Raw genomic sequence first — 13,823 nt, 5'->3', positions numbered from 1 at the left:
TGATTTGCAACGTAATCCGCTTTGCGGTTAATTGAAATGGAAAAAGTATGAAGAACTGGAAAACGCTGCTGCTCGGTGTCGCTATGGTTGCGAATACCAGCTTCGCGGCCCCCCAGGTTGTTGATAAGGTCGCTGCTGTGGTTAACAACGGCGTCGTGCTTGAAAGTGACGTTGACGGTCTGATGAAATCTGTGAAGCTCAATTCCGGCGAAGCAGGCCAGCAACTTCCGGATGATGCAACGTTGCGCCACCAGATCCTGGAGCGTCTGATCATGGATCAGATCGTTCTGCAGATGGGTCAAAAAATGGGTGTGAAGGTCACTGACGAGCAACTTGATCAGGCGATCGCTAACATCGCGAAGCAGAACAACATGTCCCTGGATCAGATGCGCAGCCGTCTGGCCTACGACGGTATCAGCTACGCCACCTACCGCAACCAGATCCGTAAAGAGATGCTGATTTCGGAAGTGCGTAACAATGAAGTGCGTCGCCGTGTCACGATCCTGCCTCAGGAAGTGGACGCGCTGGCAAAACAGGTCGGTAACCAGAATGATGCCAGCACAGAGCTGAATCTGAGCCACATTCTGATCCCGCTGCCAGAGAACCCAACCTCCGATCAGGCTGCGGAAGCAGAAAGCCAGGCACGTTCTATTGTCGAACAAGCGCGTAATGGCGGTGACTTTGGCAAGCTGGCGATCACCTACTCCGCAGACCAACAGGCGCTGAAAGGCGGCCAGATGGGTTGGGGACGTATTCAGGAGTTGCCATCCATCTTTGCCCAGGCTCTGAGCACGGCGAAGAAAGGCGATATCGTCGGACCAATCCGTTCAGGTGTGGGTTTCCACATTCTGAAAGTGAACGATCTCCGTGGACAGAGCCAGAATATTTCCGTTACGGAAGTCCATGCTCGTCATATCCTGTTGAAAGTATCTCCGATCATGAATGATGATCAGGCACGTGCGAAGCTGGAACAAATTGCTGCTGATATTAAGAGCGGTAAAACATCCTTCGCAAATGCTGCGAAAGAGTTCTCTCAGGATCCAGGCTCTGCTAACCAGGGCGGCGATCTGGGCTGGGCAGCTGCGGATATTTATGATCCTGCGTTCCGCGATGCACTGATGAAGCTGAATAAAGGCCAGATCAGTGCTCCGGTTCACTCTTCGTTTGGCTGGCATCTGATTGAGCTGATGGACACCCGTAACGTTGATAAAACCGACGCGGCACAGAAAGACAGAGCCTACCGTATGCTGTTTAACCGTAAGTTCTCTGAAGAAGCGGCAACCTGGATGCAGGAACAACGCGCCAGTGCTTACGTGAAAATTCTGAGTAACTAATGAAACAGCATCGTGTTGTTATCACTCCCGGCGAACCCGCCGGGATTGGGCCTGACCTCGTTGTCCAGCTTGCCCAGCGCAGCTGGCCGGTAGAACTGGTTGTCTGCGCAGATGCAACACTGTTACAAGACCGGGCAACACTGCTCGGTCTGCCTTTAACGCTTATCCCTTACGTTGAAGGTCAACAGCCAGCACCGCAACAAGCCGGTACGCTCACGCTGCTTTCTGTTCCCCTCCGTACGCCTGTTGTCCCAGGCCAGCTCAGCACGGAAAACGGCCACTATGTCGTTGAAACCCTTGCACGCGCCTGCGACGGTTGTCTGAAGGGCGAATTTGCCGCGCTTATCACCGGCCCCGTGCACAAAGGCGTCATCAACGAAGCGGGTATCCCGTTTACAGGACATACCGAGTTCTTTGAAGAACGCTCGCACAGTCCGAAAGTGGTGATGATGCTGGCGACGGAAGAGATGCGCGTTGCTCTGGTGACAACCCACCTGCCCATTAAGGCCATCCCTGATGCCATCACTCCGGAATTGCTGCGGGAAATCATCGGGATCCTGCATCATGACCTGCAAACCAAATTCGGCATCAAACAGCCACACGTTCTGGTCTGCGGCCTGAATCCGCACGCCGGTGAAGGCGGGCACATGGGTACCGAAGAGATCGACACCATTATTCCGGTACTTGAAGAAATGCGTGCAAAAGGGATGAATTTAAGCGGGCCACTGCCTGCTGATACCCTTTTCCAGCCAAAATACCTGGATAATGCCGACGCCGTACTTGCGATGTACCACGATCAGGGCCTGCCCGTGCTAAAATACCAGGGCTTTGGCCGCGGGGTGAATATCACCCTCGGTTTACCTTTTATTCGAACGTCCGTTGACCACGGTACTGCGCTGGATCTGGCAGGCCAGGGGAAAGCGGATGTCGGCAGTTTTATTACGGCGCTTAATCTCGCCATCAAAATGATTGTTAATACTCAATGACTAATCGAGTCCATCAGGGCCACTTAGCCCGAAAACGCTTCGGGCAAAACTTCCTCAACGATCAGTTCGTGATCGACAGCATCGTCTCTGCCATTAATCCGCAGAAAGGTCAGGCTATGGTCGAAATCGGCCCGGGTCTTGCCGCACTGACCGAGCCAGTAGGCGAACGCCTCGACGAACTGACCGTTATCGAACTGGACCGCGATCTGGCCGCACGCCTGCAAACGCACCCGTTCCTGGGGCCAAAGCTGACCATCTATCAGCAGGATGCCATGACCATGAACTTTGGCGAACTGTCGGAAAAAATGGGGCAGCCACTGCGCGTATTCGGCAACCTGCCGTATAACATCTCCACGCCGCTAATGTTCCATCTCTTTAGCTATACTGATGCCATTGCTGACATGCATTTCATGTTGCAAAAAGAGGTTGTTAACCGTCTGGTTGCAGGGCCGAACAGTAAAGCGTATGGTCGTTTAAGTGTGATGGCGCAATATTTCTGCAACGTGATCCCGGTCCTCGAAGTTCCGCCATCTGCCTTTACGCCGCCACCGAAAGTAGACTCTGCGGTTGTGCGCCTGGTGCCGCATAAAACCATGCCGTACCCGGTCAAAGATCTGCGCGTACTGAGCCGTATCACTACGGAAGCCTTTAATCAGCGCCGTAAAACGATCCGTAACAGCCTGGGTAATCTGTTTACGGTTGACGTGCTGGCTGAGTTGGGAATCGACCCGGCAATGCGTGCAGAGAACATTTCCGTAGAGCAGTACTGCAAGCTGGCTAATTACATCAGTGAAAATGCGCCTCCGAAGGAGAGTTAAGCCATGATTGATTCGCCCCGCGTCTGTGTCCATGTACAAAGCGTTTATGTTGAATCTCAATCCTCACCGGATGAAGAACGCTATGTCTTCGCTTACACCGTGACCATTCGCAATCTGGGGCGGATGCCTGTGCAACTGCGCGGGCGCTACTGGCTTATCACCAACGGTAATGGCCGTGAAATCGAAGTTCAGGGTGAAGGTGTGGTCGGTGAACAGCCCCATATCGACCCTGGCGAAGAGTATCAGTATACCAGCGGCGCGGTGATTGAAACGCCGCTGGGTACCATGCAAGGCCATTACGAAATGGTCGACGTTGATGGCAATGTGTTCCGCGTTGCTATTCCTGTGTTCCGTCTCGCCGTTACAACACTCATTCATTAATCTAATGTCTACATATCTGATTGGCGACGTTCACGGTTGCTACGATGAACTGATCGCATTATTAAAACAGGTCGACTTTACACCCGAACAGGACACACTCTGGCTGACGGGCGATTTAGTTGCGCGTGGCCCTGGCTCTCTTGACGTTTTACGTTTCGTCAAATCGCTGGGAGACAGCGTGCGCATGGTGTTGGGCAATCACGATCTGCATTTACTGGCTGTCTTTGCTGGGATCAGTCGCAACAAACCCAAAGACCGGCTCACGCCATTGCTGGATGCGCCTGACGCGGACGATCTGATCAACTGGCTACGCCGTCAGCCCTTGCTGCAGATCGACGAAGAGAAAAAGCTGGTGATGGCACATGCCGGGATCACACCGCAATGGGATCTTGAAACGGCGAAAGCCTGTGCGCGTGATGTTGAAGCGGTTCTGGCAAGCGACTCATATCCATTCTTTCTCGATGCCATGTACGGCGATATGCCGAACCACTGGAGCGAAGATCTCAGCGGTCTGGCCCGCCTGCGCTTTATCACCAACGCTTTTACCCGGATGCGTTTTTGCTTCCCGAACGGGCAGCTGGACATGTATTCAAAAGAGACACCGGAAAGTGCACCTGCCCCGCTCAAGCCGTGGTTTGCCATTCCGGGGCCTGTGACAAACGAGTACAGCGTGGTGTTCGGTCACTGGGCTGCGCTTGAAGGTAAAGGCACACCGGAAGGTATCTACGGTCTTGATACCGGATGCTGCTGGGGTGGAGAGTTAACCTGCTTGCGCTGGGAAGACAAGGCTTACTTTGTTCAGCCATCCAACCGACAGCTGGACTTAGGTGAAGACGAGGCCGTTGCCTCCTGAGTTTTATTCCCTCTCCCGGCCGGGAGAGGGAAAATCACTTAACGACGTTCCAGAATCTCGAAGCAGTAGCTATGGGAGTTCTGCGCATCCGCATCGTGAAACTCACTGAAGACAGATTCCCATTCATCAGGATCGTAATCCGGGAAATGGGTATCCCCTTCCACTTCTGCATCAATGTGCGTCAGATACAGCTTCTGCGCTTTTGGCAGGAACTGCTCGTACACACGACCGCCACCAATCACCATGATCTCTTCGGCGTTACCGCATGCGGCAATCGCCTCGTCCACGGATTTCACCCATTCGACGCGATCATCAGTGCCAGGCTGGCTACTGATAACAATATTCTTACGGCCTGGCAATGGACGACCAATCGACTCCCAGGTCAGGCGGCCCATCACTACCGGCTTGTTTAACGTCGTACGTTTAAACCATGCGAGATCGGCAGGCAGGTTCCACGGCATGGCATTTTCCATACCGATAACACGGTCCACCGCCAGCGCTGCAATCAGACTGATCATTGAAAATTTCCCGGATGCAAAAAATTGCCGCCACTATACGGAAAGCTTAATCTTTCGTCGACTGGCGGCAGGGTAAAGAAACAGAAATTTTTTATTATTGCTGGCAACACCACTTCACACAGAAGGTTTACTCTCTGGTTCGTCTTCCGGGTTACCTGTGTGCTTGCCCTCTTCCGTGCCCTGCCAGCCATGACGCTGGATCAGCGACAGATGATTACGATCTTCATTGATGATCTCTGTCAGCATCGCACTGGTACGTTTAAACACTGCTGCACGCTCAGTGGCTGTACTACCCGCCATCGCTGCCATCTCTTCTACCATATCGGTATTGAAGCGGCGGAACAGGTCTGCACGCTCTCGCGCTTCATACGCGCCAAGCCCCAGATTTTCCAGCGCCATACGACCAGACTTTAGTGCACCTTCAAACGTCTCACGCTCAGGTGCTTCGACGCCCGCCTGTCGCAAGCGGATATAATGATCCACATCGCGTGCACGGGAGATAATGGTTAGCTCCGGGAAATGTTCTTTTACCAGTTCCACCATCTGCATGCTGGTCTCAGGATCGTCGATGGCGTTAATCAATACCTCGGCTTTTGCCGCCCCGGCAGACTCCAGCAGATCAACACGGGTCGCATCCCCGTAAAAGACTTTCATATCAAATTTACGCAGGGTATCGACATGGTCAGGATCGTGATCGAGGATAACCATTTTTACCCCGCTCGACAGCAGTAAACGACCAACGATCTGCCCATAGCGCCCGAATCCGGCGATGATCACGCGCGGCTGTTCTTCGTCAATTTCATCAGCTTCACGCTCCTGCTCACTGCCCGATTTTTCCAGACGCGTCAGCACCACCAGCAGAACAGGCGTCGCTGCCATCGACAGCGCCACGGCAAGTGTCAGCGCTTTCGCCCACTCAGGCTCGAGTACGTTTGCCATCTGCGCCGCGCCAAAGACCACAAACGCAAATTCGCTTCCCTGCCCCAGCAACACAGCAAACCAGCGCCGTTGTTTGTTTGGCACCTTCAGCGGACGGGCAATCAACCACAACATCGCCATTTTAATGACCAGGAAACCGACCAGCAGGATGATGATCCGCAGCGGATGTGTAATCAGCGTGCCAAAGTCGACTGACATCCCCACACCGATGAAAAACAGTCCCAGCAGTAGCCCTTTAAACGGCTCTATATCGCTTTCCAGCGCGTGACGATATTCAGAACTCGCCAGCAGAACGCCCGCGAGGAACGCTCCCATCGCCATCGACAGACCGGCCTCTTCCAGCAGCAGGCCAAAACCGAACACCAGGAACAGTGCCACCGCACTGAAGACTTCACGCAGTCCTGAGCGGGCAACAAACCGCAACAGCGGACGGGTCACGTAGCGGCCAAGCAGGACCACCAGCGCCAGCGCCCCTACCACCTTCAATGCCGACAATGCGAAAGCGCCCAGCGTCGTAGAGGAACCACTTGCCGCCAGCAGCGGGATCATTGCCACCAGCGGGATAGCAGCAATATCCTGGAACAGCAGCACCGAAAACGCACTGCGCCCCATCTGAGAGACGGTCAGATTTCGCTCGTTCATGGCCTGCATAGCAATGGCCGTCGAGGAGAGCGCCAGCGTCATACCGATAAGCTCAGCCACTTTCCAGTCCATTCCCAACAGGATGCAGAACCCACCCAGCAGCAGGCCGCAGGCCACCATTTGTAGCGCGCCACCACCAAATACCGAGGCACGAAGTTTCCACAATCGTTGTGGGTCGAGCTCCAGGCCAATCACAAACAACATCAGCACGACGCCAATTTCAGCGAAATGGAGAATCGCCTCAGCATCCGTGACCAGACGAAAGCCCCACGGCCCAATGACGCAACCCGCAATCAGATAGCCGAGGACAGACCCCAGCCCCAGACGTACTGCCACGGGCACAATCAGCGCCGCCGCGCCGAGGTAAATCAGCGCCTGTATCAGCGTATGGCTATCCATGGTGCGCCTCCTGCCACTCAAGTAAGCGTTGTTTATAATGACGAGCCTGCGCCTGCAACGTTTCATCGTCGCATACAAATGTACAGTGCATCGCAAAAGGCGGAAGCCAGTTCATCCCGCAATAGAGCGCGGTGGCCTGCAGCGGCTGTGCCAGTACGTCAAAACCCGGGAAGGAACCAATATCAAAGTGGCTTTCCCCACCGCCGGTCGTGACCGCCCACATCAGGTTTTTGCCCTTTAGTGCATGGCCGTTATGACCATATGCCCAGCCATGGGAGAAGACTTTATCAATCCACAGTTTCAGGAGCGGAGGGGTGCTGTACCACTGCATAGGGTGCTGCCAGATAATCAGATCAGCGCGCGAAACCGCTTCCTGCTCAGCGGCGATGTCGATATTAAAATCGGGATAAAGTTGATAGAGGGAACGTATCTCTACGTTATCAAGCGTCCTTACCTGCTCAAGCATCCGCTTATTCGCATGCGAGTGCTGCGGATAGGGATGTGCATAAATTATCAGAATCATTGATTAGCCTGTTGTTACTGCTTTCTTTTAACAAAAGAGTGTAGTCAGTAATTCAGCAGGCTAATAGTGAATATTATTGACGGGCTAACGTCAGAATTCTGAATTAGTTATCCAGTTCGCCCATCGATTTCACCTGGTCACGGTTGATCTGCTCCGTTTTACCGGTCTCAGCATTTTTGTAGGAAACGAGGCCCGTATCGTCATCCACCTGCGGTTTACCATCCGTCACAATAGTACGACCATCGGTGGTTTTTACTGCCTGATTAGATGAACAGCCCGCTATGGTGAACAGCGCTGCGGCAGCAAAGACAGAAGTGATAAGTAATTTATTTTGCATGGTGTTTTCCCCTGCATTCAGTTGGATTTCATTATCGACCTAACTATTTTAGGCTAACTGACTGAATGTGGATGGAAAACCAGAAGGTTCTGAAGGTGGGGATAATGCCCGGCAACAGAGTGCTGCCGGGCATTTTTACTTACTTGTTAATCTGCGCGTGCATTTCCTGCACCGAAATCACCTTCTCGGTGGCATCCGCGTTCAGCGCCATGGCTGTTGCGAAACCGCCGTTCAGGGTGGTGTCGTAGTGCACTTTGTACTGCAGCGCGCTGCGGCGAATCAGCTTGGAGTCTTCAATCGCCTGACGGCCCGCCGTGGTGTTGATGATGTAGGTGTATTCGCCATTCTTGATACGGTCCTGAATGTGCGGACGGCCTTCATGTACCTTGTTCACCAGACGCGGGTTGATACCGGCTTCACCCAGCACAATCGCTGTACCGTGGGTCGCATCCAGCTCGAAGCCCTGTTTCAGCAGCTTGGCAGCCAGGTCAACCACGCGCTCTTTATCGCCTTCGCGAACAGAGAGCAGCGCACGGCCTGATTTTCTCATGGTGGAGCTGCTGCCCAGCTGTGCCTTCGCAAACGCTTCTGCGAAAGTGCGGCCTACGCCCATCACTTCCCCGGTGGAGCGCATTTCTGGCCCTAACAGCGGGTCAACGCCCGGGAATTTGTTGAACGGCAGCACCACTTCTTTCACCGAGTAGTAAGGTGGGATGATCTCTTTGGTTACGCCCTGCTGAGCCAGCGTCTGGCCTGCCATCACACGCGCCGCCACTTTCGCCAGTGGAACACCGGTCGCTTTGGAGACGAACGGTACGGTACGTGCCGCACGCGGGTTCACTTCAATCAGGTACACTTCGTTGTCTTTTACGGCGAACTGGACGTTCATCAGACCACGAACCTGCAGCTCGAAGGCCAGCTTCTGTACCTGCTGGCGCATTACATCCTGAATCTCCTGGCTCAGGGTGTACGCTGGCAGAGAACAGGCGGAGTCACCAGAGTGAACGCCAGCCTGCTCGATATGCTCCATGATGCCGCCAATCAGCACCATTTCGCCGTCGCAGATAGCGTCAACGTCCACTTCTACAGCATCGTCCAGGAAGCGGTCGAGCAGCACTGGCGCATCGTTAGAGACGCTTACCGCAGTCTGGAAGTAGCGACGCAGGTCAGCTTCGTCATAAACGATTTCCATCGCGCGGCCGCCCAGTACGTAGGAAGGACGCACCACCAGTGGGTAGCCAATCTCTTTCGCCTTCTCAACGGCCTGTTCAATCGCAGTTACAGTGGCGTTTGCCGGCTGTTTCAGTTTCAGACGGTCAACCGCCTGCTGGAAACGCTCACGGTCTTCGGCACGGTCAATCGCATCCGGGCTGGTACCGATAACCGGTACACCTGCTGCTTCCAGCGCGCGCGCCAGCTTCAGCGGGGTCTGGCCGCCGTACTGCACGATAACGCCTTTTGGCTTCTCGATACGCACGATTTCCAGCACGTCTTCCAGTGTTACCGGCTCAAAGTACAGACGGTCAGAGGTGTCGTAGTCAGTCGATACGGTTTCCGGGTTACAGTTAACCATAATGGTTTCGTAACCGTCTTCACGCAGCGCCAGAGAAGCGTGAACGCAGCAGTAATCGAACTCGATGCCCTGGCCGATACGGTTTGGGCCACCGCCCAGTACCATAATTTTGTCGCGGTCGACTGACGGGTTCGCTTCGCACTCATCTTCATACGTGGAGTACATGTACGCAGTATCGGTAGAGAATTCTGCCGCACAGGTGTCGACACGCTTGTAAACCGGGTGCAGGTTGAACTGGTCACGCAGCTTACGGATTTCCGCTTCGCGCACGCCCGCCAGCTTAGCCAGACGCGCATCGGCGAAGCCTTTACGCTTCAGCACGCGCAGGAAGTCAGCGTCCAGACCGTTGATGCCCAGATCCGCCACTTTCTCTTCCAGACGCACCAGCTCTTCAATCTGCACCAGGAACCAGCGGTCGATGTTGGTCAGGTTGAAGACGCCGTCCACAGACAGGCCTGCGCGGAAAGCATCGGCGATATACCAGATACGCTCTGCGCCCGCGTCTTTCAGCTCGCGGCGAATTTTTGTCAGTGCTTCCGGGTCGTCCAGGCTCACTTTCGGGTCAAAGCCGGTCGCGCCCACTTCCAGGCCACGCAGTGCTTTCTGCAGGGATTCCTGCTGGGTGCGGCCAATCGCCATCACTTCACCGACTGATTTCATCTGAGTGGTCAGACGGTCGTTCGCGCCGGCGAATTTCTCGAAGTTGAAGCGAGGAATTTTCGTCACAACGTAGTCGATAGACGGTTCGAAGGACGCAGGGGTGCGGCCGCCGGTGATGTCGTTCATCAGCTCGTCGAGGGTGTAACCCACCGCCAGTTTCGCCGCTACTTTCGCAATCGGGAAGCCGGTGGCTTTAGAAGCCAACGCCGAGGAACGGGATACACGCGGGTTCATTTCGATAACAATCAGGCGGCCGGTTTTCGGGTTCACCGAGAACTGCACGTTAGAACCACCGGTTTCCACGCCGATTTCACGCAGTACCGCCATCGAGGCGTTACGCATGATTTGATACTCTTTGTCGGTCAGGGTCTGGGCAGGCGCCACGGTGATGGAGTCACCGGTGTGGATACCCATCGCATCGAAGTTTTCGATGGAGCAGACGATGATGCAGTTGTCGTTTTTATCACGCACCACTTCCATCTCGTACTCTTTCCAGCCAATCAGCGATTCATCAATCAGCAACTCTTTGGTTGGGGAAAGGTCCAGACCGCGTTCGCAAATCTCTTCGAACTCTTCACGGTTGTACGCGATACCGCCGCCGGTGCCGCCCATGGTGAAGGAAGGACGAATGATACACGGATAACCCACGTCGGCCGCCACGGCCAGCGCTTCTTCCATGTTGTGTGCAATACCGGAACGCGCGGTGTCGAGGCCGATTTTTTTCATCGCCACGTCGAAGCGACGACGGTCTTCTGCTTTATCAATCGCGTCGGCGGTCGCACCAATCATGGTTACGCCGAACTCGGCAAGCACACCCTGACGCTCCAGCTCCAGCGCACAGTTCAGCGCCGTCTGGCCGCCCATAGTTGGCAGCACCGCGTCCGGACGCTCTTTCTCGATGATTTTACGCACCACTTCCCAGTGAATCGGCTCGATGTAAGTTGCATCAGCCATTTCCGGGTCGGTCATGATGGTTGCCGGGTTAGAGTTCACCAGAATGACGCGGTAGCCCTCTTCACGCAGGGCTTTACACGCCTGCGCACCGGAGTAGTCAAATTCGCAGGCCTGGCCGATCACGATCGGGCCAGCACCAAGGATCAGGATGCTTTTTATGTCTGTACGTTTTGGCATTGTCTTCTCAGCTCCTGATTATTTAGCGGTCTTACGGTATTGCTCGATAAGTTCGATGAAGTGATCGAACAGCGGCGCGGCATCGTGCGGGCCCGGGCTGGCTTCCGGGTGGCCCTGGAAGCTGAATGCAGGCTTATCGGTACGGTGGATACCCTGCAGGGTGCCATCGAACAGTGATTTATGCGTCACTCGCAGGTTAGACGGCATTGACGCTTCATCGACAGCAAAACCGTGGTTCTGCGCGGTGATCATCACCGTGTTGTTGTCGATATCTTTCACCGGGTGGTTACCACCGTGGTGACCGAATTTCATCTTAACGGTGTTCGCACCGCTCGCCAGCGCCAACAGCTGATGTCCGAGGCAGATACCGAAGACCGGGATATCGGTTTCCAGGAAAGATTTAATGGCGTTGATAGCGTAATCGCACGGAGCCGGGTCACCCGGGCCGTTCGAGAGGAAGATACCGTCCGGGTTCATCTTCAGAACCTCTTCCGCAGAGGTTTGTGCAGGCACGACGGTCAGACGGCAACCGCGGTCAACCAGCATGCGCAGGATATTGCGCTTGGCGCCGAAATCGTAGGCCACCACGTGGAACGGCAGCTCGCTCTCTTTTTTCGCTTCCGGCAGGTCGCCTTCCAGCGTCCAGCTACCCTGCGTCCAGCTGTAGGCTTCAGCGGTAGTCACTTCTTTCGCCAGGTCCATGCCGTTCAGGCCCGGGAAGGCTTTCGCTTTTTCCAGCGCCAGGGCCGCATCCAGGTTATCACCTGCAATGATGCAGCCGTTTTGTGCACCTTTCTCGCGCAGCAGACGCGTTAACTTACGGGTATCAATATCGGCAATCGCCACAATGTTATGGCGCTTCAGGTAAGAAGAGAGGTCTTCGGTATTGCGGAAGTTGCTGGCAATCAGCGGCAGGTCACGAATGACCAGACCTTGCGCATGTACCTGAGAGGATTCTTCGTCAGCCGCATTGGTGCCGACATTGCCAATATGAGGATAAGTAAGAGTAACGATTTGGCGAGAATAGGAAGGATCAGTGAGGATTTCTTGATAACCGGTCATTGAAGTATTGAAAACGACTTCCCCAACCGCCGAACCTGTTGCCCCTATGGCCCGACCGATAAACTGGGTTCCGTCTTCCAGAACCAATAGCGCTGACTTAATCAAAACACCCTCCAGAGAATATTCACTCACTTTATTTGCATATTAATGCATAACCATGTCATGGATCAATGCAAATGTGTTGCCAGCGGATTTTTGGCAAACGGCGGCATTCTGGAGATTTGGTGGGTAAAAGTCAACTTAAAACGGATATTTTGTTTGTTCTTTTGCAAGCCTGGTGCGCAGAAGATAGCTTAACCGACAAAAAGATCAGGTAAATCACCACGGAAAACGCTTGCGCGACAAGTTTAATGATAAATCTGGCAAGGGAGTAATAAAAAGTAGACCAGATGGTCAAAATTTACATTTTAGCAACGAAAAAATAGAGCAATAGACTTACTTTTAAAAGTAATAAGCGAAATAAATGGCGAAATAAGAAAAATAAAAGGGCAATAAATTATTGCCCTATGCAATCAAGTAATTACGACTGCAATAACCACATCACGATGGGTAATAAACCTTACAAATTGTTAAGATCCAGCACATCTCGCATATCAAAAAGACCATTTTCCTTGCCTTTTAACCACAAAGCAGAACGTACGGCACCATTTGCAAATGTCATACGGCTGGAGGCTTTATGCGTAATTTCAACACGCTCGCCAATATCGGCGAACATCGCGGTATGTTCGCCGACGATGTCACCCGCTCGCACGGTTGCGAAGCCAATGGTTCCCGGCACGCGTTCGCCGGTGTAACCTTCGCGGGTATAGACCGCGCAATCTTTTAAATCTTTATCAAGTGCATGAGCAATCGCTTCGCCCATTGCCAGCGCCGTACCTGATGGCGCATCAACTTTGTAACGGTGGTGCGCTTCAACAATCTCAATGTCGGTATAGTTGCCCATCACCTTCGCCGCTTTCTCCAGCAGCTTGAGCATGACGTTTACGCCCACACTAAAGTTCGCAGCAAAAACAATCGCAATTTCTTTTGATGCGTCCTGAATAGCCTGCTTACCTGCGTCGTCAAAACCGGTAGTACCGATGACCATTCCCTTGCCGTGCTCGCGGCAAAACGCCAGATGCGTCAGCGTCCCTTCCGGACGGGTAAAGTCGATGAATACATCGAAGTCATCTTTAACCGCGTCAAGACTGCTCTGGACGGTAACGCCCGTCTTTCCCGCACCTGCCAGCTCACCTGCGTCGGCACCAAGAAGTGAGGAACCTTCACGCTCCAGGGCCGCACCCAGCGCCACACCATCCATCTGTAGCGCCGCCTGAATCAGCTGACGGCCCATACGTCCACCCGCGCCCGCAATCGCGACACGGATCTGTGCATCATGCATAGTTATTCTCTTACGTTAAAATGATGTAAACCGTTTTCAGATTAACCAGCCTTGCTCTGTGCTGCCAACTGAAAACACCAATAATTAGAATTTAACGTGAAACCGACTTAAATATCAGTAAAAGACATGATTTTGTCGTCACGATAATGTACGGGGCAAAATAAATATCCTCCGGCATAGCCGGAGGTTTTTCATATGCGCCTGTAAGGCTTTGTTACCAGCCGCGCCCTACCAGGCGCATCGCAATCTGACATTTGCATCTATGGATTACTTACGGCCCGTAAAC

12 protein-coding genes are annotated in these 13,823 nt (G+C 53.7%); 5 read left to right on the top strand and 7 right to left on the bottom strand.

Annotation, left to right across the window (positions count from 1 at the left end):
* Positions 1-47: 47 nt before the first annotated feature.
* From surA to apaH, 5 genes are read left to right on the top strand one after another with little or no spacing between them, the layout of a single operon-like run.
* Positions 48-1,334: a peptidylprolyl isomerase SurA gene (gene surA, locus HED65_RS14330; RefSeq protein ID WP_114979067.1), complete on the top strand. Its 1,287-nt coding sequence runs from the start codon at positions 48-50 to the stop codon at positions 1,332-1,334.
* A complete protein-coding gene (gene pdxA / locus HED65_RS14325) occupies positions 1,334-2,320 on the top strand; it encodes a 4-hydroxythreonine-4-phosphate dehydrogenase PdxA (RefSeq protein WP_028016650.1) in 987 nt (328 codons plus the stop codon). Before surA ends, pdxA begins: the two co-directional genes overlap by 1 nt.
* Positions 2,317-3,138 carry a 16S rRNA (adenine(1518)-N(6)/adenine(1519)-N(6))-dimethyltransferase RsmA gene (gene rsmA / locus HED65_RS14320; protein ID WP_013095540.1) on the top strand — a complete coding sequence of 274 codons (822 nt, stop codon included), beginning with the start codon at positions 2,317-2,319 and terminating at the stop codon, positions 3,136-3,138. The genes pdxA and rsmA overlap by 4 nt, the downstream gene beginning before the upstream one ends.
* Before the next feature lie 3 nt (positions 3,139-3,141).
* On the top strand, positions 3,142-3,519 hold the full coding sequence (apaG, locus tag HED65_RS14315; protein ID WP_028016649.1) for a Co2+/Mg2+ efflux facilitator ApaG/CorD: 378 nt from the start codon (positions 3,142-3,144) through the stop codon (positions 3,517-3,519).
* A gap of 4 nt (positions 3,520-3,523) precedes the next feature.
* Positions 3,524-4,372 (top strand): bis(5'-nucleosyl)-tetraphosphatase (symmetrical) ApaH, encoded by an 849-nt coding sequence (gene apaH / locus HED65_RS14310; protein WP_114979066.1) that lies wholly within the window; start codon positions 3,524-3,526, stop codon positions 4,370-4,372.
* 38 nt (positions 4,373-4,410) lie between these two features.
* Here the strand turns inward: apaH and folA are convergent, their stop codons facing one another.
* The 7 genes from folA to dapB form a co-directional block, all read right to left on the bottom strand.
* Positions 4,411-4,890: a type 3 dihydrofolate reductase gene (folA, locus tag HED65_RS14305; RefSeq protein ID WP_008502023.1), complete on the bottom strand. Its 480-nt coding sequence runs from the start codon at positions 4,888-4,890 to the stop codon at positions 4,411-4,413.
* 114 nt (positions 4,891-5,004) lie between these two features.
* Entirely contained in the window at positions 5,005-6,870 is a 1,866-nt protein-coding gene (kefC, locus tag HED65_RS14300; protein WP_114979064.1) for a glutathione-regulated potassium-efflux system protein KefC, read from the bottom strand.
* Positions 6,863-7,393, bottom strand: coding sequence for a glutathione-regulated potassium-efflux system oxidoreductase KefF (gene kefF, locus HED65_RS14295; RefSeq protein ID WP_114979063.1), 531 nt, complete (start codon positions 7,391-7,393; stop codon positions 6,863-6,865). The genes kefC and kefF overlap by 8 nt, the downstream gene beginning before the upstream one ends.
* A gap of 103 nt (positions 7,394-7,496) precedes the next feature.
* Positions 7,497-7,730, bottom strand: a complete 234-nt coding sequence (locus HED65_RS14290; RefSeq protein ID WP_114979062.1) for a YgdI/YgdR family lipoprotein — start codon at positions 7,728-7,730, stop codon at positions 7,497-7,499.
* 139 nt (positions 7,731-7,869) lie between these two features.
* The gene (gene carB, locus HED65_RS14285; RefSeq protein WP_028016645.1) at positions 7,870-11,094 is read right to left on the bottom strand and encodes a carbamoyl-phosphate synthase large subunit; all 3,225 of its coding nucleotides are present in this window, start codon (positions 11,092-11,094) and stop codon (positions 7,870-7,872) included.
* An 18-nt stretch (positions 11,095-11,112) separates the two neighbouring features.
* Positions 11,113-12,261, bottom strand: a complete 1,149-nt coding sequence (carA, locus tag HED65_RS14280) for a glutamine-hydrolyzing carbamoyl-phosphate synthase small subunit (RefSeq protein WP_114979061.1) — start codon at positions 12,259-12,261, stop codon at positions 11,113-11,115.
* Positions 12,262-12,715: 454 nt separating this feature from the next.
* Positions 12,716-13,537: a 4-hydroxy-tetrahydrodipicolinate reductase gene (gene dapB, locus HED65_RS14275; RefSeq protein ID WP_114979060.1), complete on the bottom strand. Its 822-nt coding sequence runs from the start codon at positions 13,535-13,537 to the stop codon at positions 12,716-12,718.
* Positions 13,538-13,823 lie beyond the last annotated feature (286 nt).

The sequence above is a fragment of the Pantoea sp. LS15 genome, from assembly GCF_012241585.1.
Taxonomy (GTDB): domain Bacteria; phylum Pseudomonadota; class Gammaproteobacteria; order Enterobacterales; family Enterobacteriaceae; genus Enterobacter.
The sequence above is the reverse complement of the archived record's forward strand: the minus strand, read 5'-3'. Positions and strand labels throughout refer to the sequence as shown.